This is a genomic window from Rufibacter psychrotolerans (assembly GCF_016924645.1).
Lineage (GTDB): Bacteria > Bacteroidota > Bacteroidia > Cytophagales > Hymenobacteraceae > Nibribacter > Nibribacter psychrotolerans.
The window spans coordinates 367,599-391,789 of the sequence record NZ_JAFFJV010000001.1 but is presented as its reverse complement, the minus strand read 5'-3'; the positions used below and the strand labels follow the sequence as shown (position 1 = coordinate 391,789).

General features: G+C 57.6%; 17 protein-coding genes. 6 read left to right on the top strand and 11 right to left on the bottom strand.

The genetic code is table 11. The features are described from left to right. The first annotated feature begins 260 nt into the window (after positions 1-260). On the top strand, positions 261-3,236 hold the full coding sequence (locus JT718_RS01535) for a CheR family methyltransferase (RefSeq protein ID WP_205499905.1): 2,976 nt from the start codon (positions 261-263) through the stop codon (positions 3,234-3,236). Between the two features lie 173 nt (positions 3,237-3,409). Further along, the gene (locus tag JT718_RS01530) at positions 3,410-6,505 is read left to right on the top strand and encodes a PAS domain-containing sensor histidine kinase (protein ID WP_205499904.1); all 3,096 of its coding nucleotides are present in this window, start codon (positions 3,410-3,412) and stop codon (positions 6,503-6,505) included. Positions 6,506-6,594: 89 nt separating this feature from the next. Here JT718_RS01530 and JT718_RS01525 read toward each other — a convergent pair whose 3' ends face one another. Together JT718_RS01525 and JT718_RS01520 are read right to left on the bottom strand one after the other, a co-directional pair. After that, positions 6,595-6,930: an STAS domain-containing protein gene (locus JT718_RS01525; RefSeq protein WP_205499903.1), complete on the bottom strand. Its 336-nt coding sequence runs from the start codon at positions 6,928-6,930 to the stop codon at positions 6,595-6,597. Positions 6,931-6,986: 56 nt separating this feature from the next. Next, positions 6,987-7,343, bottom strand: a complete 357-nt coding sequence (locus tag JT718_RS01520) for an STAS domain-containing protein (protein WP_205499902.1) — start codon at positions 7,341-7,343, stop codon at positions 6,987-6,989. Between the two features lie 277 nt (positions 7,344-7,620). Between JT718_RS01520 and JT718_RS01515 the strand changes: the two genes are divergently transcribed. Further along, positions 7,621-8,271, top strand: coding sequence for a response regulator (locus tag JT718_RS01515; RefSeq protein ID WP_205499901.1), 651 nt, complete (start codon positions 7,621-7,623; stop codon positions 8,269-8,271). A 240-nt stretch (positions 8,272-8,511) separates the two neighbouring features. Here the strand turns inward: JT718_RS01515 and JT718_RS01510 are convergent, their stop codons facing one another. Further along, a complete protein-coding gene (locus tag JT718_RS01510) occupies positions 8,512-8,706 on the bottom strand; it encodes a hypothetical protein (RefSeq protein ID WP_205499900.1) in 195 nt (64 codons plus the stop codon). 393 nt (positions 8,707-9,099) lie between these two features. Here JT718_RS01510 and JT718_RS01505 point away from each other — a divergent pair, with 393 nt between their 5' ends. Then, the gene (locus tag JT718_RS01505; RefSeq protein WP_205499899.1) at positions 9,100-10,095 is read left to right on the top strand and encodes a cation diffusion facilitator family transporter; all 996 of its coding nucleotides are present in this window, start codon (positions 9,100-9,102) and stop codon (positions 10,093-10,095) included. Positions 10,096-10,369: 274 nt separating this feature from the next. Here the strand turns inward: JT718_RS01505 and JT718_RS01500 are convergent, their stop codons facing one another. Further along, positions 10,370-11,479 (bottom strand): endonuclease/exonuclease/phosphatase family protein, encoded by a 1,110-nt coding sequence (locus tag JT718_RS01500; protein WP_205499898.1) that lies wholly within the window; start codon positions 11,477-11,479, stop codon positions 10,370-10,372. 384 nt (positions 11,480-11,863) lie between these two features. Next, entirely contained in the window at positions 11,864-12,967 is a 1,104-nt protein-coding gene (locus JT718_RS01495) for a PA0069 family radical SAM protein (RefSeq protein WP_205499897.1), read from the bottom strand. 344 nt (positions 12,968-13,311) lie between these two features. On the opposite strand from JT718_RS01495, the gene JT718_RS01490 reads away from it, so the two are divergent. Then, complete coding sequence (locus tag JT718_RS01490) at positions 13,312-13,686, top strand: hypothetical protein (RefSeq protein ID WP_205499896.1); 375 nt, start codon at positions 13,312-13,314, stop codon at positions 13,684-13,686. A gap of 97 nt (positions 13,687-13,783) precedes the next feature. On the opposite strand, the gene JT718_RS01485 is transcribed toward JT718_RS01490, so the two are convergent. From JT718_RS01485 to JT718_RS01460, 6 genes are all read right to left on the bottom strand, one after another. Next, positions 13,784-14,200, bottom strand: a complete 417-nt coding sequence (locus tag JT718_RS01485; protein WP_205499895.1) for a c-type cytochrome — start codon at positions 14,198-14,200, stop codon at positions 13,784-13,786. After that, positions 14,190-14,840: an SCO family protein gene (locus JT718_RS01480; protein ID WP_205499894.1), complete on the bottom strand. Its 651-nt coding sequence runs from the start codon at positions 14,838-14,840 to the stop codon at positions 14,190-14,192. Before JT718_RS01480 ends, JT718_RS01485 begins: the two co-directional genes overlap by 11 nt. Next, positions 14,837-15,265 carry a hypothetical protein gene (locus tag JT718_RS01475; protein ID WP_205499893.1) on the bottom strand — a complete coding sequence of 143 codons (429 nt, stop codon included), beginning with the start codon at positions 15,263-15,265 and terminating at the stop codon, positions 14,837-14,839. The genes JT718_RS01480 and JT718_RS01475 overlap by 4 nt, the downstream gene beginning before the upstream one ends. A 334-nt stretch (positions 15,266-15,599) precedes the next feature. After that, positions 15,600-16,586: a hypothetical protein gene (locus JT718_RS01470; protein WP_205499892.1), complete on the bottom strand. Its 987-nt coding sequence runs from the start codon at positions 16,584-16,586 to the stop codon at positions 15,600-15,602. A gap of 113 nt (positions 16,587-16,699) precedes the next feature. Beyond that, positions 16,700-16,966, bottom strand: a complete 267-nt coding sequence (locus JT718_RS01465) for a hypothetical protein (protein ID WP_205499891.1) — start codon at positions 16,964-16,966, stop codon at positions 16,700-16,702. 158 nt (positions 16,967-17,124) lie between these two features. After that, positions 17,125-17,757, bottom strand: coding sequence for a hypothetical protein (locus JT718_RS01460; RefSeq protein WP_205499890.1), 633 nt, complete (start codon positions 17,755-17,757; stop codon positions 17,125-17,127). 1,251 nt (positions 17,758-19,008) lie between these two features. Here JT718_RS01460 and JT718_RS01455 point away from each other — a divergent pair. Next, positions 19,009-24,189 (top strand): T9SS type B sorting domain-containing protein, encoded by a 5,181-nt coding sequence (locus JT718_RS01455; protein WP_205499889.1) that lies wholly within the window; start codon positions 19,009-19,011, stop codon positions 24,187-24,189. Positions 24,190-24,191: the final 2 nt, after the last annotated feature.

Genomic DNA, 24,191 nt, shown 5'->3' with positions numbered 1-24,191 from the left:
TAATACGCACGGCGCATGAAAACAGCCATGCTTCCCCCGGCCTCTTTTCGGGCACCGGTAAAATCAGGAAGAAACAACCGCAGGGCGCCGTATTAATACGGCATTTCTGCCGGTCTCTGGCCCCAAAGTAGCACCGGGGCGGCAAAAGTGTGTAAATTGGGGTTAAATGTTCCCTTCGCCCCAAAGGGTGAAATATTAAAACCACCAGGAGGCTGCAAAACCAACGCAGCCTTTTACTTTTACACCTTTCTCTTTTTCCCATGGCTCCTAAGAACGTCCACCCTTCCCCTGCTGCCCCAGAAACCCCGGCGGCGGCTTCCCGCCCCGCGAGCCAGGCGCGCCCAGGGGTGAAAGAGCCTTTTCTGGTGGTGGGCATGGGCGGCTCGGCGGGGTCTTTGGATGCGTTTGAGGCTTTCTTTAAACACGTGCCGGCCAGCCCCGGCATGGCCTTTGTGGTGGTGCCGCACCTGGCCCCCGAGTACAAGAGCAGCATGGTGGAGATTTTGCAGCGCCACGCCCCTTTGCCCGTGGTAGAGGTGCAGGACCACCTGCCGCTGGAAAACGAAACGGTCTACGTGGTGCCCCCTTTGCAGGAGACCGAGCTGGTGGAGGGCTTCTTTAGGCTACGCGCCCCTACGTTGCCCGCAGAGCAGCGCAAGCCCATTGATTTTTTCTTCTTCAGCCTGGCCCGGGAGCTGCGCGAGCGCGCCGTGGCGGTGGTCTTCTCGGGGGCGGGCACAGACGGCACCCTCGGCCTCAGGGCCATTGTGGAGAACTACGGCATGGTAACGGTGCAGGAACCAGAGACCGCCCTGGTAGACAGCATGCCGCGCAGCGCCCTTAAAACCGATTTTGTGGACTACGTGCTGCCCCCCGAGGAAATGCCCGCCAAGCTGCTGGCGTTTGCCACCAGCCCCAGCCAGGTGGGCCGCATGCTCACAGACAGCAAGAAATCGCTCCAGGCGCTGCAGAAGATCTTTTACCTCATCCGCAGCCAGACCGGGCATGATTTCTCGCAGTACAAGCGCAACACCATTTTCCGGCGCATTGAGCGGCGCATGGGCCTGCAGCAGATCAAGCAGCTTGCCCAGTACGTGCGCTACCTGCAAGACACCCCAGCCGAGGTGGAGCTGCTCTTCAAGGAGTTCCTGATTGGGGTTACCCGCTTCTTCAGGGACCCCGAGGCCTTTGAGCTGCTCAAGAACAAGTACCTGCCCCGGCTGCTGGAAGACAAACGGGACGGCGACACCGTGCGGGTGTGGGTGGCCGGCTGCTCTACCGGCGAGGAGGCCTACACCATTGCCATTCTGCTGCAGGAGTGCATTGAGCAAAACGCAGAGATCCGGCACCTCAAGGTGCAGATCTTTGCCTCAGACATTGACCCAGACGCCATTGAGCGGGCCCGCAACGGCTACTACCCAGAGAACATCAGCGCAGATGTGTCGCAGGAGCGGCTCAAACGCCACTTCGTGAAGATAGACAGCCAGTACCACGTGCGGAAGGAACTGCGCGAGAAGATTGTGTTTGCGGTGCACAACATTACCCGTGACGCGCCCTTCACCAAACTAGACCTGCTCACCTGCCGCAACCTGCTCATTTACCTGGCCCCAGACCTGCAGCGCAAGGTGTTCCCGGTGTTCCATTACTCCCTGCACCCCAACGGGCTCCTGCTGCTGGGCTCCTCAGAAACCATTGGGGGCTACCAGGACTTATTTACCCCGCTAGATACCAAGTGGAAGATCTACCAGCGCAGTGAGCAGGCCCTGCCGCTCTCGCGCATAGACTTTCCTTTTTCCTTTGCTACCACAGAACCTGTTAAACCATTGCCAGAACCAGCCACTGAAGTGACGCGCGAATCTACCATGTCTTCGGCGGTGCACCGGATCATGCTAGATCAGTTTGCCCCACCCTCTGTTATTGTCAACCCCAAGGGCGATATCTTTTACATACACGGCCGCACGGGCCGCTACCTGGAGCCCGCCCCGGGGCAGGCCAAGTTCAACCTCTTTGACATGGCCCGCGAAGGCCTCACCTTTGAGCTGGGCAACGCCATCCAGAAAGCCAACCTGCTGCGCGAGACGGTGACCGTTGCGCCCGTGCAGGTGCGCAATGAACTGGGCACCCAATCCATCAGGCTGACGGTGCGGCCCCTCACCGAGCCCGAGATCCTGAAGAACTTCTTAATGGTGGTGTTTGAAGACCTGCCTACCGAAAAGAAGAAAGCCCGCCGCACCAAACCAACCCAGGAGGAGATAAGCGAGAAAGACGAGATTATTTCCCAGCTGGAGCTGGAGCTGCAGTTTACCAAACAACGCCTGCAAACCACCGTGGAGGAGATGCACTCCTCGCTGGAAGAGCTCAAGTCTACCAATGAGGAACTGCAGAGCGCCAATGAGGAGCTGCAAAGCACCAATGAGGAGTCTATGACCAACAAGGAGGAACTGCAGTCCCTCAACGAGGAGCTCATGACCATTAACCTCCAGTACCAGACCAAGACCGAGGAGCTCCTCAACTCCAACAATGACATGAAGAACCTGCTGGACTCCACCGAGATAGCCACCATCTTCCTGGACCAGCACAACAACATTAAGAACTACACGCCGCAGGCCACCCAGATCTTCAACCTCATCAGAACAGACATTGGGCGCTCCATCACGCACATTGCCTCTAACCTCAAGTACCAGGACATCACCAAAGACGTGCGGGAGGTCATGGAGAAACTGCGCAGCAAAGAGGTGCACCTGCAAACCGCCGATGAGCAGCAGTGGTACTCCATGCGCATTATCCCGTACCGCACGGTAGACAATTTCATCAACGGCGCGGTGCTCACCTTCACCAACATTACCGCGTACAAAGAGATGGAAGCCAGCCGCGACGCCACCAGCCTGTACGCCACCGCCCTCCTTGACCTCATGCCCCAGCCCCTGGTGGTAATGGACCACCTCATGCGGGTAGAAACCGCCAGCCAGGCCTTTATTGACCGCTTCAAGCTTATTCCTGAGCAGATCAAAGGGCAATGGCTCTACCACCTGGGCAACGGCCAGTGGGACATTGCGGCCCTGCATGACATCATGGACCAGGTGGTGCTGGAGGGCAAAGACCTGCACGGCCAGCTGCTGGAGCATGACTTTGCCCTGCTGGGCTACCACAAAATGCGCCTGCACACCCGCCGCATTGCCTACAAGAACAACAAAACCTTTAAGATCATCTTAACCATAGAAGTGCTGGAGGCGTAGGCCCTAAGCGGGTTTTAGAGCCCTTTTTCAAAAAATACCCCTAAAACCGCCCCACCGCTGCGGGCCCGGGCCAGGAGCGGCCAGGACTTTGCCGCCGGCTGCGGGGGCTTCCGCCAGGGCACCAGGGCAAAGAATGGTTTCACATAGTAACGGTAACGAAGAGCTGGACAGGAATGGATGCAAACAGCCAGGCAACCCCGCTGGGGGCCCATCAGAACTCAAAACTGCGCTCCAGGGCAGAGAAGCTGCAACGGCTGGTCACCCTGGAGGAAGCAGAGAAAATGACCCCGGAAGAGGTGCGGTCTGTGATACAGGAGCTGCAGATCTACCAGATTGAGCTGGAGATGCAGAACCACCAGCTGGCGCAGACCACCGCTGAGCTGGAGCAGGCCCACCTAAAGTACCTGGAGCTCTATGACACGGCCCCCTTTGGCTATCTCACCCTTACCCAGGACGGCGTGATTGAGGAAGCCAACCGCCGCGCCACTGAGCTGCTCCACCTGCCCCGGCTCCATCTGCTGGACAAACGCTTCAGCCTGTTTGTGCAACCAGACAGCATCTCAGACTACTACGCGCTCTTCAGGAAAGCGCTGGAAAGCCCCACCCAGCACCGCGCCGACCTGAACCTGGTTCCCGTGAAGGGCGAGCCGTTCTGCGCCCAGGTAGAGGCCGTAAGGCTTCCGGAGGAAGAGGGCAAGCAACCTTTGCTCCGGTTTGTGTTCCTGGACATCTCTGAGCAGAAAAAAGCCAGCAAAGCCCTGGAACACAGTGAGCAACTGCTCATCGGCATTTTCAACAGCTCCCTAAACGGCATACAGGTATTCAAGGCCGTGCGCAACAGCAAAGGCGAGATAGATGACTTCAAGTGGGTGCTCATGAACCACACCGCCGAGAAGTTCATGCAGACCACCTTTGACCGGCTGCAGAAAACGACGCTCACCCAGGAGGCGCCCGAAGAAATCACCTCGGGGCGCTTTGCCCGGTACGTGCAGGCGGTAGAAACGGGCAGCCCGCAAACGTTTACCGCCCATTTCAAGAAAAAAGACCGGGAACACTGGCTCAACTGCGTGGCCATGAAGATGGACGACGGATTTGTGCTCACCACCGAGGACATTACCCAGCAGCACCAGGCCCACGCGCAACTCCAGGAAAGCCAGCACCTGATCAAAACCATGGCCGAGGCCATGCCCGATTTCCTGTACGTAGAAGATTTAACCCTGGGCCGCAACGTCTACAACAACCGCAACTTCCTCGCGTTCCTGGGCTACACCCCAGCAGACATCACCGGGCACCCGCGTGAATTGCTAGACACCCTGTACCACCCAGAAGACGCCGCCCAGATTCTTGACCGGCACCAGCGTTTTGCCCAGGTGAAAGACGGCGAGTTTCTGGAAGCCCACGTGCGCATCAAGGCCAAAGACGGCGGCTGGCGCAACATTCTCTTCCGCGAGACCGTGTTCAAGCGCGATGCCGCCGGCAAACCCACCCAACTGGTGGGCGTGGCCATGGACCTCACGGAGCGCACCCGCCATGAACGCGAACTGCGCCAACTGCACCAGACCGTGAGCGGCATTCTCAAGAACCTGCCGGTGATCTTATGGCGCATCTCCCCTGAGGGCGTGATTGAGGAAGCCATTGGCTCTGGGCTAAGCTCGCTGGGCTACCAGGACCATGAACTGGAAGGCACCTCTATGTACACCCTGAACCCCGCCGTAAAACCGCACCTGCAGGCGGTGCTGGCGGGCGGCAAAGAAACCTTTGTGGGCGAGACCGAGGTCAACGGCCAGAAAATCTACAAACAAAACTTCTTTTTCCATGATGCCACCACCGGCGGGGCCATTGGCTTCTGCCTGGACGTGACCGAGCAGAAAAAAGCCGAGGCCGAGGCGCGGCACCGCACTTTCCTGCTAGACCAGCTCCTGCAGAACCTGCCCCTGGTACTGGCCGTTATTGACCTGGAAGGCAACTACCTGGAGGTAAAAGGCCAGGGCCTGCGCAGCCTGGGCATCCAGGACAATGCCCTGGTGGGCAGAAGCATGTTTGAGATTTTCCCCATGCTCCGGAACAACATCCAGGACGTACTCAACGGGCAGGTAAAGAGCTTTACGGCCAGCTTCCCCTACAACGGGCAAACCGTACATTTCCAGAACTTTGGGTTTCTTGACGCACAGCGCGAGATTGGCATTGCGTTTGGTATAGACATCACCGAACTTAAAGTAATGCAGGACAAGCTGATGACGGAGAAAGAATTCTCAGACAAACTCCTGGAGAACAGCATAGACGGTATTCTGGCCATAGACCAGCACCGGGCCATCACGGCCTGGAACAAAACCATGGAAACCATCTCCGCCAAACCCCGCCAGACCGTGCTGGGCAAGCCGCTGGTGTCTTTGTTTGCTCCTGAGTACCATGAAAACGTGAGCCTGCACCTTTGCCGGGTGTTGCAGGGGCACCGCATCACGCTGCAGGAGATACCGGGCCTGCAAACCAACCGCGCCTATGAGGTAAACCTGGCGCCCTTTCTAAACGCAGACAAAGAAGTAATTGGCGCCCTGGGCATTATCCATGACATTACGCTGCAGAAGCAACGCCAGCAGGAAGAAACCCAGTACCAGCTAGACCAGCAGAAAGCCGTGGCCAATGCGGTACTCACCGCCCAGGAAGAAGAGCGCAAGCGCATTGCCGAGGCCCTGCACAACAGCCTGGCCCAGCTCTTGTACGCCGCCAAGCTTAACCTGGAAGACCTCATCCAGCCTGATGAGGCCAGCGGCGCAGTGGCGGTGCCAGACGTGGCCTCGCTGCAGCGGGTGAGCGGCTTTCTGGAAGACGCCATCAAAGAAACCAGAACCCTGGCCCATGAGCTGATTCCGAAGGCTTTGCAGGATTTTGGCCTGAAAACGGCCCTCCGTGATCTTTCGCACCGGCTGTCTACCCCCAATTTCACGGTGCAGTGCGTGGTCTCTGGGTTTGAGCAGCACCAAGCCGGTTTGCTGGAGACCGGCATTTACCGCATTGTGCAGGAACTCCTCAACAATGCCATCAAACACGCCTCGGCCACCGAGGTCTCGGTACAGGTAACCGACAAGGGGCACCAGATCATGGTGCGGGTAGAGGACAACGGCGTGGGCATGCGCCCGGGAGCCAAGCCCAAAGCCGCCGGCATGGGCCTCACCACCATCCAGAACCGGGTCAAACTCTTACAGGGCAAGATGAAGATCCACTCCTCCCCTGAAGAGGGCACCGCCGTTACCATTACCCTGCACCGCTAACCGCGGCCCCACCACAAGCCGCCGCCCCGGTGCCCCTGCAACAGATTGCACAGGCACCGGGGCGGCGGCTTATAAGAGATAGCTGGGGCTTACTTGGCCTGCAGCGCAGCGTCTTGCTTGGAGGGCACAATGGTCATGAGCAGGTGCAGGCCCAGCAGCTCAAACACATTCTTCACGTGGTCGCTCATGCCGTACAGCACCAGGTTGATCTGCCTGGCCTCCAGGGTACCCAGGTGCGAGATAAGGACGCCCAGCCCGGCCGACGAGATGTACGAGAGCCCCTCGCAGTCAATCCAGAGCTGCTCAATGGGCTTGCCAATAGCCACCTCCATCTCTTTGTCCACCTCCAGGCACGTAGAGGCATCCAGCTCCCCCTTCAGGCGCAGGATATAGGCATGGGCTTCTTGTTCTATGGCTATTTGCATGGCGTTTCTTTTTTATAAAGTAAGCCAATTGCGCGGGAAATGGGCTTACGGGAATGTTACCGCTTCTTTATGCTTTTGCGCAGCGCATACTCAATGGCAGAGTCAAGGGAGTCTACCACCACAATCAGGGAATTGAAGCCAGAGCTGTTCACCATCTTCTGGATTTTCTCGTTCAGGTTAAACAAGACCAGCTCCATCTTTTGCTCATGAATCTGCTGCACATACGGAAGCAGGGACCGCAAGCCTGCCGGAGTCCCTTCGGTCACCGCGGCGAAATCAATCAGCAGGTTCTTCCGTTGGTGCTGGAACACAGTCTGTAACTCTTTCTGCATCACCTCGCCAGACACTGCATCCAATGATCCGCGCAGCGAAACCCAAACACCGGCATCGGTCACCTTTGTTGTAATTTCCATTGGTTTGGGGCAGCTTTCCCATAAATGGCAAGCTTTTGTTTGCGTAGCTAATCTATTCAAATATAACTATATGTAAGCCGCAATGAAAGGTATAAATTACCCTTTTTTACAAATAGGTATTTATACTGAGCCAAGGAATTAACCTCAAAAATTACCCGCCCAATGGGCCTGTTCTGGCCTTTTACCCGTATAATAGTTTATCTTGCATAGCCTCTGCCAAACATCACCCCAATTACCCTGACTTATAACGCACCAGGCATCTATCAAAATTGAAGGTATGATAAAAGTAATTCTTGTAGATGATCACACCCTGATCAGAGATGGGCTGAAGTCTTTGCTTAAATCAGAAAGGTCAATTCAGATTATTGGCGAAGCCGAAAATGGCCAGCAACTGCTGGACCTGCTGGAAACCGTTACCCCCGACGTGATCATGCTGGACCTGAACATGCCGGTCATGGACGGGTTTGAGACGCTTCAGCGGCTGCAGCAATCGCACCCCAAGCTCAAAGTCCTGATCCTGACCATGCTGGACCAGGAAAGCTACGTGCACAAGGTGCGCTCAGCGGGGGCCAAGGGCTTTGTGCTCAAGACCGCCGGCCGCGATGAGCTGGTCCACGCCATTAAGACCGTGGCCAATGACAACTCCTTTATTTGCTCTGAGGTGGCCCTTAACCTGCTCAACCGCGCCAACAACCAGGAGGAAGCCACGGCCAACGGCGGGGTGAAGAATAACCCGGAGCTGTCTAAGCGTGAGATGGAGGTGCTGCGGCTGATTGCCGAAGGCTACACCAACGCCGAGATCGCCGACAAGCTGTTTGCCAGCAAGCGCACCATTGAGTCGCACCGCCAGCATTTGATTGAGAAGACCAAGGCCCGCAACACCGCTACGTTGATCAAGTACGCCATCCAGCAGGGCCTGATCGACTAAAATAGGACTATCTACAGCAAAGCCCTGTGTTTAGGGGCCGTTTCCAGAAAAACGGCCCCTAAACACAGGGCTTGTTTTATGCCGTATGCGGCTTAAGATTCTAGCCGGGCGGTCCGGCTGCGCGGCCCCCGGCAGGCGGCAGAAGAATCTGGACACGCCCCGGTCTGGCCCCAGCCTGGCACAGCCTACCCTGGTCAGCCTGACAGGGATCAATAAGCCGGAAACCGTAGGCAGGCCGCGTTAGTTTTTCTTCAAGGCCGGCAGTTTAAACACCTTTTTGCCGGTTTGGGGAGCCTGAATGTACATTTGCCGCAGGGCCTTTAACCTGGCCAACGAGTCATTCACCGCGCTGTTGTCTACGGGCAGCAGCACGTTGTTTTTCAGCATTTTCTCAATTGGTTTACCCACCACTGCCTTTTTGCTTGAGGAGTTCATAAGTGTAACGTGAGAACGTATCTTCTGTCTATGTACCAACAACGAAAGTAAGGCATGAGCTTAGTTCTCACAATAGGTATTATATGAATCTTCTAATCTATTTGTTGCACTACGGGTTAATTATTATCTTTACTTAACTAAAGTTTATGCCCATGCAACCAATCCTAGGCTTTCTGTTTTTCTTTCTGGGGCTCATTGCCTCCTTTATTACCTGGCTCCTGTCTCTGTTTCTGGGGTAGCAACCCGCCTGCAGGCCTTGCCGTAGGCGGCCATACCGGCATCGTCAACGCTCTCTGCCACGGGTAGTGCTGCTGGGGCCAAAAAAAAGCAGTACTTTTGTACCCCCTTTTGCCAAGGCACGTTTCTAAAGCAAAAGTTTACAAAGCTACCCTCATGCCCACCACTTCCCCGGCGGTTTCTTCCATACGCATCATGTCTCTGATGCTGGTCTTGGCCCTGGCATTACTGAGCGTAAAATTTGGCGCTTACTTTCTCACCAACTCCAACGCCATCTTAACCGATGCGCTGGAGTCTATCATTAACTTTGTGACCGGCGGCGTTGCCCTGTACAGCGTGTACCTGGCCGCCAAGCCCAAAGACCAGGACCACCCCTACGGCCACGGCAAGATTGAATTTATCTCCTCGGGGCTGGAGGGCACGCTCATTACCCTGGCGGGCGTCATTATCATCATCAAGTCGGTGTACAACCTGGTGTACCCGCATCCCATCCAGAAGGTAGACGTGGGCATCTTGCTTACCGCCCTCACCGGAATCATCAACTATGCCGCGGGGCGCTACCTGGTGAAGCGGGGCACCCAGCACCACTCCCTGGCCATCCTGGCCAACGGCAAGCACTTGCTCTCAGACGCGTACTCCAGCCTGGGCCTCATTGTAGGACTGGCCTGCATCTACTTCACCCAGATTGTCTGGCTCGATTCTGTCATCGCCATCATCTTCGGGTCGTTTATCACCTATACCGGCTACGGCATTGTGCGGGGCTCCATCTCGGGGGTCATGGACGAGGCCGATCACCAGCTCCTGGAGCGCATCATTACAGTGCTCAACCAACGCCGCCGCGAAAACTGGATAGACCTGCACAACATGCGCGTGATCAAGTACGGCAGCCAGCTGCACATTGACTGCCACCTTACCCTGCCCTGGTACTTCAACCTGCAGGAGGCGCACCATGAGGTGGAGCTCCTGCAGGACATGATCAGCCAGGAGATGGGCAACATAGTGGAGCTGTTCGTGCACCTGGACCCCTGCCTGCCCCCGCTCAGCTGCCGCCTCTGCACCAAGTCTGACTGCAAGGTAAGGGAACATGCCTTTGTGGGCCGGGTAGAATGGACCCTGGACAACGTGAGTGAAAACCAGCGCCACGCCCTGTAAGCGCTTCCGCCCGGCACCGGCCTCTTGGAAAAGGCTGCCCTTTGGTTAGCGCTGAATTTGCCTTGGCAGCGTCAGGTAAAAGAAAGGGAATCCAGCCTTTGCCACTGCTCCTTCCCTACACCGGACTTCTCTTGTTTTAGCGGCTTTTTCCAGAAAACTGGCCTAAAACGGGTATCCTTCCAGGTGCTTACGCGCCAGAAAAGAGGCGTTTGCTCAGGCAAAAAATTAACGGGTAAAAGGAGGTTGCGCCTGCGGCGAAAATCCCCGGAATTTACTATTCCCGCTCTTTGGGGGGAGACTGCTGCAGCCATAGGTCGCTCACAATGGCATAGTGGTCTGAGAGGTTCTGCCGGATGGTTTTGTAGCCGGTGCCCACCATTTGCGGGTCATGCAGCAGGTAATCAATGCGCAGCACCGAGAAGAGCCCGTTGAAGGTGTTGCCCAGCCCCCAGCCGCTTTCCACAAAGGCGTCTTTCAGGTTTTTGCTAATCTTATTATAGGTGTAAGACGCCGGCGGATCATTGAAGTCTCCGCACACTATCACGGGGTAAGGGGAGTTCTCAATGTGGTCTGACACTACCTGCACCTGGCTGGCCCGCTTGGTGGCGCCCACCTGCAGCCGCCTGATGATGTTGCGCGACGCCGTGAGCTTCTCGTCACTGGTGGGCTTGGCGTTGGGGTTGCCCAGGAACTCGTAGTCCTCGCGCTTGAACCGGTTAGACTGGAAATGCACGTTGTACACCCGCACGGTGTCTTCGCCTATCTTCAGGTCTGTAAAGATGCAGAGGTTGTTGGTCTCCTCGTTGAACAGGATGTTGCCGCGCCGCACCACCGGGTAGGTACTGAACGTGGCAATGCCCCAATGGTCACTGTTGCGCAGGGTCTCAGTATAGGCTACGTGGTGGTTGGTGGCTTTCTGCAGGTTTAGGAGGGTGTCCAGGTTGTTGCGCCCGGCCTTGGACGAGGTGTAGAACTCCTGGAAACAGAGAATGTCAGGGGTTTCATCCTGCACCATCTTAAAGATCTTGTCGCGGGTTTTGGGGTTGCCGGTCCAGTCGTAGAGGTCAAACAGGCGGGCATTGAAGCTGAGCACCCGCAGCTTCTGGGCCTGGGGCGGCACCTGGGTCTCAAACAGGTTAAGCTGTACCTGGGTCTGCAGGTTGTCAAAGCCCACCAGCACGGCAAACAGTGAGATAAACAGGGCGCGGCTTTTGACCAGGAGCCAGTACAGGATAAAGAGCAGGTTTACCAGCAACAGCCCCGGAAACGCCAGGGCCACCAGGCTGGCCACCCAAAATACCCCCGGGTTAATGTAAGAGGCCAAGTGGGAAAGAAGTAACAAGACAGCCGCCCCTATGTTCAAAAACACAATGAGTTTAAACAAGAAGCTTCTTTTGATTTTCTTCCCAGCCACGGTACTTGTATGAGTAAGGGTCTTGCCCATGCCTAAAGATACGAAGAGCCTATCTGTTTTAGAAAAGTTCTGTTTAGAAAGAAGGCTACTTTCTTCCCCCGCCCAGATTGCCAGGCAGCCCCGGTTGGCCGGGCGCCCCAACACTATAACAGGCTTTTCGGGGTTTTATTACCCATACAGCCCCCAAAGCGTTTTCTTCCAAAACCCTGCCCTGCGTTCTTGGCCTGCTGAGAAGGGAGAAGCTCCTGAGTAATAGCCCCGACAGCCCAAAAGCCTTAACCCGGCAGATGGGTTCCCCCTGCGCGAAGTACAAAATCAGGAAAACAGCGCTTCCCTACCCGCAGCGGCGGAAAGTTAGAACATAGACAGTTGTTTGCCGCCCCGGGGCGTGAAGGCGGTCAGGTCATACGGGGGCATCTGCCGGCCTTTGAAGTGCCGGTGCATGGCTATCTTAAAAAGTGCTCTGATGGTGTCGGCCCACTTGCCTTCCCCGGCCATGCGGCGCCCGAACTGGCTGTCGTTCAGGGTACCGCCGTGGCAGGCTTTGATCTGGTTCAGGACTTTGTTGGCCCGGTCTGGGTAGGCTTTGTAGATCCAGTCCTCAAAGGTTTCGCCCACGGCTCCGTTCAGCCGCACAATGGTATAGGCCGCCGACAGGGCCCCCGCCGCCGCCGCGGCTTCCAGAATAGCGGGCACCTCGTGGTCGTTCAGGCCCGGGATGATGGGCGCCACCATCACGTTCACCGGAATGCCCGCCGCAGACAGTTCCCGCACCACCTGCAGGCGTTTGGCGGCCGTGGCGGTGCGCGGCTCCAGTTTTTGCCTGAGTTCTTCCTGCAGGGTGGTAATGGAGACGTTCACGTGCACCAACCGGTGCCGGTGCAGTTGGGTCAACAGGTCCAGGTCGCGCAGGATCAGGGCGTTTTTGGTAATGAGGCTCACCGGGTGCTTGTAGTGCAGCAGCACCTCCAGCAACTGGCGGGTAATCTTCTTTTTGGCTTCTATGGGCTGGTAACAGTCGGTATTGCCGGCCAGCATGATGGGCCTTACCACCCACTTGGGGTGCTCCAGTTGCGCCCTCAGCACCGCCGGGGCGTTCTCCTTCACAATAATCTTCTGCTCAAAATCAAGCCCTGCCCCAAAACCCCAGTAGGTGTGCGTGTTGCGGGCGTAGCAGTAGATGCAGCCGTGCTCACACCCCTGGTAAGGATTCATGGAATACACCAGGCCCAGGTCGGGGGAGTTGACCTCGTTCACTATGGTTTTAGGGTGCTCCTGAAAGAACTGGGTCGCGCTTTTCTGCTCCCAGGCTTCGTCCAGGCCCTCCAGGTGTTCCACCACGTACTCGCTCTTCAGGAACGGATTGGTGGGATTGTACTGGGCTCCCCTGCCCTTGCTCAGCGCCCTGTCTTGCAGCGGCTTGTTCTTGTGCCCGTGTTCTGAAGCTCCTTGTTCCATAGCTAAATCTATTAGCTATTTCTGGGTTTTACAACTAAAACCAATCTTATTAGCAAACCAGGGTACTTTCTTAAAAACTTCCTCTTTTCCAGGGCAGGGCATGCCTGGTTGCTCTTTTTCCGGAGGAGTGGGTTTACGCCTTGGCAGATAAGGGTTTTACCGGCGCAACGGCTACGTATTTATACGTATTTTTATGAATTTTTGAATAATATTTTAGACTTACCACGACTTACTAAATTGCAATCTCGTACCAAGGGCATGTATACATTATTCAACCTTAACCTTTCACTTAAGCTATGAAAATTAACGGATTAAATTGGGGCGCTGCGTGTGCTCTTGCTGCGATGATGGCATTCACCTCTTGCGGAGGAAGTGGCAACCAGGAGGACCAGGCGAATGGCACCACCACAGATAACACCTCCATTGACAGCAACACCATGGACAACGGCGCCGGCACTACCACTGACATGAGCACCGACACCATGGGCGGCACTACTGCTGGTACCACTGGCACCACCGGTACTACCGGTACCACCGGAACTACGGGCGGCACCACCACGGGTACTACCGGTACTACGGGCACCACCGGAACAACAGGTACCACCGGCACTACCGGTACAACTGGTACTACTGGAACCACCGGCACCACTGGAACTACCGGTACTACTGCCGGCACAACTGGTGGCGGCACTACCGGCGGTGGCACCACCGCCAGATAATACGCTTGGTAAGGGAAACTACAGCTTGCCTGTACCCCCACCAAAACAAAAAGAGCAACCAGCAGTGGTTGCTCTTTTTGTTTTGGTGGGGGAAACGCTACGGGCATTTTCTGATCTGCGCCCTCACCTCGCCCAACGAAACCCGCTGCCTGGGCGACCCAAATTCTGTGTGCAGGTAATTGATGATGTTGGTGAGGTCTGCCTCAGTGAGTTGTTCATTGCCGGGCATGGGTTGGTTGTACTCCCGCCCGTTCACCACGATGGTTCCCTGTATCCCTTTCCGGAGGAGGCAGGCCAGGATGTCGCGGTTCTTCTCCACGTAATCTGAGTTCACCAGGGGCGGGATGATGCCACGCAGACCCTCGCCGTTCTCCAGGTGGCAACTGGCGCAGTGCCGCCCGTACAGCAGTTCGCCCTCATCGCCCCGCTCTGTGAAGCAGCCCGAGAGCGTTAGCCCCAGGCCCGCCACCAGCAAAAGGCTCCGCAGGAGGAAAGACAAACGCTTAGTTCCCATGCTTCTCAGCGAGCAGCAGGTCCATGTCTTTGAGCAGTTTGTCTACGTCCTGCTCCTTGGTGCCGTCATAGTGCCCGCGCAGGCGGCGCTGCTCATCTACCAGCAGGAAAGCCCCGCTGTGGGCGTAACCGCCGGCCACGGTCTTGTCTTCCATGGCCGTGGTAAAGTAATGCTGCTGCGCCAGGTCCAGGATGGTGTCGCGGTTGCCGGTGAGAAAGTGCCAGGTAGCGCTCTTCACCCCCAGGCGGTCGGCGTACTCCCGCAGCACGGCTACGGTGTCATGCGCGGGGTCAATGGAGTGCGAGAGCAGCACCACCCGCGGGTTGTCTTTGTACTTCTCGTACACGCGCAGCATCTGGCTCTTCATTTTGGGGCAGATAGACGGGCACGAGGTGAAAAAGAAATCGGCGACGTAGATCTTGTTGGCCACCGTTTGCTGGGTCACCATCTGGCTGTCCTGGTCCAGGAACGCGAAGTCTGGGATGGTGTGATACACGGTGTCTACCTGCGGTTTGCCATTCACGGTAGTGACCTTAGGTTCCCGGGGACCCAGAATAGGTAATTTTTTCTCCTCCGGCGATGAGGTGCAGGCCGTGGCCAGCGCCAGCCCGAGGGCAAGGGCTAAAAGGGTATTCTTCATTTGGTGGGGTTGCTGTACTGCGTGCGCAGAGAATCGGCCGTTCGCAGGCTCTGGGCAATGGCGTCACGCACCTTTTCAATCTTTACTTTTTCCTGCTGCAGGTAGGCCCGGGCTTCCTGGGGCTGCTTGTCTTCGGGGTTGCGGTAGGCCCGCATCCACTGCATCATGGCCTCGTCAGACTGCTCCAGGCCAGTGATGCCCCGCGAAAGGCTCTGCCGCGCCGCCGAGTCCTGCCCCACTCCCGCTGAGTCTCTGAGGTAGGCCAGTTCTTTCCGGCTGCTGTACAGGGTGCCCATCTGGGCCATGGCCGAGTCATGGAGCGCCAGCACCTCCTGCTGCAGCAATTCTGCTTCTTTCTGGGGCGAGGGCGAGCAGGCAGCTCCCGCCAACGCCAGGGCAAGCAGGCATAGCAATGAGTTCTTCATGCACAAAAGCGTTTAAAAACGCAAAGGTAGAACCTACGCCTATAGAACGCACAGCTTTCCGCCAGATTATCTTTTGGTAGACCAGCCCACGGTTTTCCTGCCGATTCAGAAAAACAGCTCCAAAACGCTTTTCTGTTCTCTCCTCCTGCCGCCTTTGGGTTTTCTGGCGAAAAGGCATTTCAAGCCCTTTTTAGCCAAAAGAGCCTGAAAACAGCGGGGAGAGCGACCTTGTGCCGCATGGCCGCCCCAAGGAGCAGGCGCCCCCACAAAAAAGAGGCTACCGGTTGGCAGCCTCTTTTTTGTGGGAAAAGCTCATTTGGGCAAAGCCCGTCGCTTAGAAAGTAAAGTCATCACCAGCTGGTGGCCGGCTTCCCTGGGTTCTTACGTGGCCACTCATGGGGTCATAGCGGCTTTCGCGGTTCTCGCGGTCCCTGAAGTCGCCGTCGTAACCCCAGCTGAGCGAGCCGGCGGAGTTGCCGTAGTTTTCGCTGCGCATGCCCTCGCCCTGCTGGTTGTAGTGTTCCCGGCGGCCGTGGTTGTAGTCCATGTTGGCCCCGCCTTCGGCCCTAGACCGGCGGTCAAAGCCTTCGCCCAGGTAGGTTCCGCCGCCAAACTGCTGGCTGTACTCGCCCCGGTTGTAGTGGGCCTGGGCGCTGTCGTAGATTTCATAGCGGCTGTCATCATCGCGGCGCGAGATGTCATTGGTACCCAGCCTTCTTACCGCACCGTTGGAGCCGGCCCGGTCGGCGGGTTCCCAGCCGCGGGTGTTGTCGGCACCCCTGCCGCCGGCGCGGCTGGTACCGTCGTACTGCTCGCGCTCGCCTTCGGCGAAGGAGTTGTGGTCACGGTAGGCCCCGTACACCTGGCGGTTCACGGGACGGCTTTCTTCGCGGCCGTGGCCGCTGGCCCAGCGGTCTCCGCCTTCATTGCGGTGCGAGCCGTTGCCCGAGGAGCCCCAGCCCTGCGCGCCGCCGTAGCTGCCCATGTTACCGAAGTTGCGGGTAGCGCCTTCCAGCCCGTTGTTGTCTTCGTGGGCGCCCATGTTGTCAAAGCGCTCGCCGCGGCGGTTGGGGTCGCGGCCATAGTCGCGGCTCAGTTCATGGTCGCGCTCGCGGCGCAGGTCTTCGTTGGAGCCCCGGTAATTGTTGCTGCGGTAATCCCGGTCGGCGCTGCGGTCATTGAAGTTCTGGCGGTTGAGGTGGTCATACTCGCCCCGGCGGTCGGTGTCCTGGCGGTAAGCGCCGCGGTACTGGTCTTCGTCTGGGCGGCGGTTATGGTCTCGGTTACGATCGTATTGATCTGATCTATGGTCTCTGTTCATGGTGTTAGACGTTGGTGTAACAAACAGTATATCTAAACGGCAAGAAAGGCCTTGCGGTTTTGGGGCCGTTTCTGCTGGAACAGCCCTAAAACCGTAAGGCCTTCGCCAGGGGGTTATTTGGTGCGCAGGTTGTTGGCGTTGCTGCCGTCCAGCTCGGTGGTGTCTTCCTCGTCCTCGGCGGCCACATTGCCTTCGGCCAGGCGGCCTTCGGGCTCATGGTCCAGGAAGTCTGCCTCCTGGGCCTGCAGCGGGCTCCCGCCCAGGTCTGGCTTGGCCACCTGGTCGTCCTCGGTCTTGGCCCCGGTGAAGGGCGATGGGTTGCTGTCTGGCAGCCGTTTGCTCTCGTCTGCGTTGGTAATGTTGTTGTTTTCTATGGGCATGGTCTGTACGGGTTAAGGGCAGCTCCTGTAGCCGCTTTCTTACGTGTACGCGCGCCCGGCATAGGGTTTGTTTGAAATTTTTACGGGCGCCGTTTTGGGGGTTTTTTTTGGTAAAACAGCCCCTAAACGGGCGCCGGGTGCTTTGGGGTCCTTATTGCTTAGTTCTCGCTGAAGGGCTCCAGCTTGATCTTCTCAATCATGAGGTATTTCTTGAACTCGTGCAGCATGCGGGCCATCTCTTTGTCCTGCTCCTCCATCTGCTGCTTCTCGGTGTCGGCCAGGTGGATGGCGGCCCGCAGTTGCTCCAGGCTAACGGCCATGTGGTCACGGGCTTCCTGGGCGCGCTCCCGCAGCGTCTCCTCGGTTTCCAGGGCACTGATGTTGGTGTCCAGCTCTTTGAGGCAAAGCTCCAGGAAGGGGATCATGTCCCAGGGGTTGTTGGGGCGGTTCCAGGTGAACTCAATGTTGCAGCGGCGGCACCGGTAGCGGTTAGACTTCCAGCCCAGCTCATTGGTGGCCACGCCGGTCTTTTTAAGGTGGTCAGATTTGGAACAGCTGGGGCACTGGGCATGGTCTTCAATGATGCGCTTGAGGGCCTCGTGCTTGTCCAGCACCTGCTGCCGGAAGTCTGCGTGGTTGTAGATCTTCTGGGTGAGGCGCTCACAGGCAGCATTCAGTTCCTCGTGCTCCTGCGTCAGAGCGCCCTCGGCGGCCAGCCGATCTCCCCGCTTCTTGAAAAAGGTGATGAGCTTGATGACTTCCCGCTCGTTTTCAGTGATATGCTGCTTCATGTAACCTGGGCTGATATTCTCTGGTCAAAGGTAAGAAAAAAACATACCCCTGCGCCCTGCGCGAATGGGCCTGGGAGGTTATAATGTAAGGTGCAGGCTTCGTGGGCAGGGTAGACCGAGGCCCCTTCGCTTGATGGTTTCTGAAAACTGGTGCAGCGGATGGGCTGGGAATGCGTCTGCGGAAAAGCCAAGAGAGGACAGCGCGTAAAGGCAGATGGCGGGCTTTCAAGATCTGGGCAGCGCCACTTTTGGCAGAATACTATCCGCCACCTCCCCCATTTACCTGGTCAGGATTTGCCTTCTACACCAGCCGAAGCACCAGAAGCAGCGTTACAGAAATCTTCGGGCATAAAAAAAAGCCTCTTCTTCCCAACGGAAGAAGAGGCTATGATAAAAGAAGGGGCCGGCGAGGCAAATGTCATTGGTATCTGTAGCATATCCCCCAATAAGCATCAGAACTTTTGACGCTCCTGCCAGGCAGAAGTGCCCCGCCGCCCCTTGATATCTTCTCTTTCTTGCTCAACAAACTGTCTTTGTTGTTTTAACTGTGTCAAAGGTAATAGGTAGTTTTTCACCTGCGTTTTTTATTCGGTGAGGCCTTCTGCCTGCCCGATGAATCTCATGTTTTTCCCGATGAACCTATTCTTCCATCGGGCAAGCCCCTGCAAGCTTCCCTCTTTCTTCCCTGCCCCTCCACATCGGCACCGGTTTTTGAGGAGCATTTTCAGCTTAGGCCAGAAATCTTGCCCTCTGTAAGAACTAATAAAAGGCTAAAACACCAGCAGGAAGCCTCTTTCTCATCCTAACAATTACTTTCTTTAAAATTTAATATTTTTATTAGAATACAATTCTTTTACATTTATCTTAAGAATGAAACTAATTCTTAATAAGTAGTTGTTACCGGCCCTGAAACCACTTTTACAACATCATTTTTCTAGCACCGGAAAGACGGAGATGTGAAGGAGGCAAAAACAACACCTAAGGTTAGTACAATATAAAATCACTATATATGAAACAACTATACTTCCCAACCTACCTTTCTTTTTTCACAAAACCAAATTTTCCTACCCCCACAGGAAAAAGTTTTGGACACCCCGCTTGCGGGGGCATCATAGGTCAGACTTCCCCTAGGATAAAGTAATTACCTGAAGCGCAAAGCACCGGTTGCCGGGCAGAATCTGCCTGCGCCTAGCTGTTGCTTGCCCTTTAGCAAATTAGTGTCACCCTTTGTTTCCCTCTATACCTGGCACCATGTCGCCTTTTCAGAAATTCTTTCAATCACTGGGCTTTTTGTTCCTGTTGAGCTTTGCCTCCTATGCCCAAAACTGTCCCGACCAAGACAAGCCCCACGCCTCCCTGGCCGATGCCAATGAGGAAAACTTCACCCGCTGCAGCTCCATAGGCGGCTCTGTGGAGTACCACCTCACGGTGGCCAACACCTCCAGCACCGCCGCCACCAATGAGTGGTACCGCATAGACTGGGGTGACGGCAGTTCAGACCTGTACCCGGCTACGTTCACCACCGCCACGCACACCTACAAAACCCAGGACAGCTTCACGCTGAGGCTCACGGTGAAAGGCAAGGGCCAGTGTGAAGCCACCCAGGAGTACTCGGTCTCCAATGGCAGCACGCCCGGGATTGGTATTCAGAGCCCCAACAACACCTCCGACTGCTCCCCGGCCACCTTCAGGTTTGGCATTACGGGTACCAGCCAGAACGGGCCCAACACAAAATACGCCATCTGGTTTGACGACGGCACAGACACCCTGTTCTTCGACCAGAAAAACCTGCCCTCCACCATTGACCATACTTTTGCCAAGTCGTCGGAAGGCAAGCCGAAGGGCTTCTCCATGTACGCCATTGCCTACGGCTGTATTCCCAAGCAGGCCGAGGTTAGCGGGATCATCATTTCCACCAAGCCCTCTCCGGGCTTCAGCGTTACCCCAGAGGGCGCACTTTGCGTGAATCAGGTGGTAAAGGTGAACGACCAGACCAAGAACGGCTATAACGGCAACAACATAGGCGGCAACGCCAGCGGGTACCGCAGGCTCTGGAACATTACCCCTTCCACCGGCTGGGAGTTTACCAATGCCACCCACGCGGCTTCGGTGAGCCCCTCCATCCGGTTCAAACAAAGCGGCACGTACCGCATCACCCTGGCGGTGACCCCTACCGGTTCCAGTACCACCTGCCTGGGCGATTCCATCTCCAAGGTTATCACGGTTCAGGATCTTCCTGACGCGCCCGTAGTGCCGCCGGCCACCATCTGCGCCGGCACCAAAGCCACGCTGAAGGCCCAGGGAGACGCCCCGGTCTACAACTGGTACGCATCCGCCACCGCCACCACACCCTTGGCCTCTGGCCCTGCGTTCACTACCCCTGTTCTTACCAAAACCACCACGTATTATGTTGAGGCCGCCCTTAACGGAGCCTGCGTCAATCCCACCAGGGTACCTGTGACGGTGACGGTGCAGCCGTTGCCCGTAGCCCCCACCGCCAAGGCGGTCACCCTCTGCGCGGGCAGCGCCACCACCCTGGAGGCAACCGCCACCGGGGGCACTCCCTACTGGTATGCCACGCCTACGGGCGGAGACACCCTGGCCACCGGCAGCCGGTTTACCACCCCCGCCTTAACCGCCACCACTACCTACTACGTGGCCACCCTTTCGCCGGAAGGCTGCTTCTCTGCGGCCCGCACCCCGGTCAAAGTAACGGTACAGCCGGTGATCTCAGGGAACACCATTAGCGCCCCGCAGACCCTTTGCCAGGGCGCCACGGCCGCAATCCTTACGGGTCAGACCGTCATTGGAGGTTCCGGCACGTACACTTATGCCTGGGAAAGCAGCCTGAACGGAGAAGATTTCACCGCCGCCGCTGGTACCAACAACAAGGCCTCGTATGAGCCGGGTGCCGTGCCGCACACCACCTGGTTCAGACGCAAGGTTACCTCCGGAAGCTGCACCAGTTTCTCGGCCCCGGTCCTGATCACCGTGGTTCCGCCGGTTACCAACAACACCATTTCACCCGCGGAGCAGACCATTTGCTACGGTACTTCCACTACCCTATCGGGCTCCCTGCCTGCCGGTGGTAACGGGGGCGCCCCGAGCTACCTCTGGGAGGTGAGCACCACCAGCGCCACGGCTGGCTTCAAGTCGGCCGAAGGCATTAACAACGAGCAGACTTACCGCACCGGGTCACTTACCGCCAATACCTGGTTCCGCCGCCTGGTGAACATCAATGGCTGTGTGCAGGCCTCGGAACCCATCCACATCACCATCAACACCTTCTCGTTTCCGCCCACACTGGCCAATGCCACCATCTGCAGCGGCTCCAGCGCTACCCTGACCGCTACCGCCCCGGGCGGACCGTACGAGTGGTACACCAGCCCCACCAGCGGCACGCCTTTCTTCACCGGCGACCAATACGTGACGCCGGCGTTGACCGCCAATACCTCTTATTTTGTACAGAGCCGGGCCATTGGCAACTGCTCAGAGGTACGTACCGAGGTGAAAGTGACGGTATTACCAGTGATCTCCAACAACACTATTCAGGGAGAGCAGGTAGTCTGCTCCGGCAGTGCCCCTACTCCTCTGACGGGCTCTAAACCCGCCGGCGGAAACGAAACGCCGGAGTTCCTGTGGCAAATCAGTACGGATGGCCTTACCTACACAGCGGCTCCGGGCACCCGTACCAACCAGAACTACGCGCCTCCGGCACTTACCCATACCACCTGGTTCCGCCGCAAAGTAACCATGGGGCCCTGCGTGGAGTATTCCAGCCCGGTAAAAGTGGTCGTGACCCCGGTGCTTACCCCGGTGACCATGCCCGCTGATGTGGCCATCTGCGACAACACGCCGGCCCCGGTGATTGCGGCCCCGGAGGCAACCGGCGGCAACGGCACCTACACTTACAAATGGGAAAGAAGCCTTACCAGCGCTACCGCCGGGTTTATTGAGGCCCCGGGCGTGAACAACGGCGTAACCTATGCGCCGGGCGCCCTGGCCAGCACTACCTGGTTCAGAAGAATCACTTACTCAGGAAACTGCCAGTTAACCAGCTCTGCGGTGAAAGTCACCGTGCTGCCGCTCCCGGCGCTGCCCATTACCCGAAACGTAGCCACCTGTGAGAACGCCACCGCCACGCTAACCGCCACCCCGGCTGCCACTGGCCAGAAGATACTCTGGTTTGATGCGGCCACCGGCGGAACCCTGGTGGGCGAAGGCACCACGTTTACCACCCCGGTCCTGCAACAAAACACTTCTTTCTACGCCCAGGCGGTAAGCGCCTCCGGCTGTCTTGCGCCCGGCAGGGTAGAAGTACGCGTAACGGTTTCGCCGCTGCCGGCCGCCCCGGAGGCCCTGACCACCACGGTGTGCCATTCTGAGCAGGCCATCCTGCGGGTGAGCCAACCAGGCACCGACGTGACGTATGAGTGGTTTGCCGCCGCCACCGGCGGAACCGCCCTATTCAGAGGGCCGGCCTACACTACGGTCGCCCTTACCAAGAGCACCACCTTCTATGTGCAGGCGGTGGTAGGCGGTTGCGCAGGGCCCAGAACGGCCGTGCAGGTAACCGTGCAGGACCCCGTTGCCAACAATACGCTTTCGGGCACGCAGGCCATCTGCGCCGGCACCGGCACCACTACCCTTTCGGGCACGCAGCCAACCGGCGGAACCGGCACCTACCAGTACCAGTGGGAAAGCAGCACCGACGGCGTCTCGTTCTACTCCATCAGAGGGGCGCAGGAAGAAAGCTACACCCCGGGCACCATGTACCAGACCACCTGGTTCAGAAGAGTAGTGAAATCGGGTACCTGTGTTCCGCACGTGAGCCCTGCCATTAAGGTGACGGTGAGCGAGTCTATCATCAACAACTTTATTCAGGACAACCAGGTAATCTTTATTCACACCAAACCGGCCGCCTTTACCGGCACCACGCCCATGGGCGGAACCGGCACCTACCAGTACCAGTGGGAAAGCAGCCTGGACGGGGTAACCTTTACTGCCATTGCGGGGGCTACCGGCAAGACCTACGCCCCGGGCGCGCTGAGCCAGACCACCTGGTTCCGCCGGGCGGTGGTATCGGGCGGGTGCCAGGTCCTGAGCAATGTGGTGAAAGTGACCGTGAACGGCGAGATCTCGCAGAACACCATCCATGAGGACCAGACCATCTGCACCGGCATGGCGCCTACCACCCTGGGCGGCACCCTCCCTGTTGGCGGCGACGGCACTTTCAGCTACTTCTGGGAAATGAGCACCAGCGGCCCGGCCAGCGGCTTTGTGACCGCTTCCGGCACCGCCAACACCCAGAACTACACCCCGGGCCCTCTGACCCAGACCACCTGGTTCCGCAGGAAAGTGAGCTCCGGCACGGTGACCCATGTTTCCAACGTGGTGCAGGTGACGGTGTACGCCACCATTACCAGAAACACCATCTCTACCAACCAGACGGTTTGCATGGGCACGGCGCCCGCCCGCCTGGTGGGCACCCAGCCTGAGGGTGGCAACGGTACCTTCTCCTACGTGTGGGAAAGCAGCACCAGCGGCCCAACCAGCGGGTTCGGCACGGCCTTCGGGAACAGCACCGAGCAGCATTACGCGCCGGGCGCCCTGCAGCGCACCACGTGGTTCCGCCGGAAGATTGTATCGGGTGGCTGCGCCATGGCCGAGAGCAACGTGATTCAGGTGACGGTGACCGCACCGCAACCGCCCGCCGCCCAGGATGCCTATATCTGCGCCGGCTACACCGCTACGCTGAGCGCAGTGCCGGGAGTACCGGGCGCGGTGGTGGAATGGTTTGACAAGGAGGAAGGCGGCCGTATGCTGGGCTCAGGCCCAACCTTTACTACGCCTGTCCTGAAAGAAACCACCACTTACTACGTGCGGTCAGTAGTGCAGAACTGCGCCAGCGTGCGCCTGCCGGTACGGGTGCACATTCCGGCCGCCACCGCCAACGCGGGGCCCGACCAGAACCTTGTCCTGGGCCGTTTTGTGGAACTGGCCGCCAGCGGCGGTCTTACCTACAGCTGGTCGCCCAGCACTGGGTTGAGCAACACCCAAATCTCCAACCCGGTGGCCAAGCCCCTGCAGACAACCACCTACACCGTAACCGTGACCACCCAGGACGGCTGTACTTCGTCAGATGAGGTGACCATTACCGTGCTCAAGCCCATTGAGGTGCCCAACGGCTTCACCCCCAACGGCGACGGCATCAACGACGGGTGGGAAGTGCCCAACCTGAACAGCTACCCCAATTGCCAGGTGGAGATCTACAACCGCTGGGGCAACAAGGTGTTTGAGTCAATAGGCTACGAGCAACCGTGGGACGGCCGCATGAACGGGCAGCCCCTACCCGCCGCCACTTATTACTATGTCATCCGCCTGGGCGGCAATGAAACCCCATTAACCGGTAACGTCACCATTATCAAGTAAGC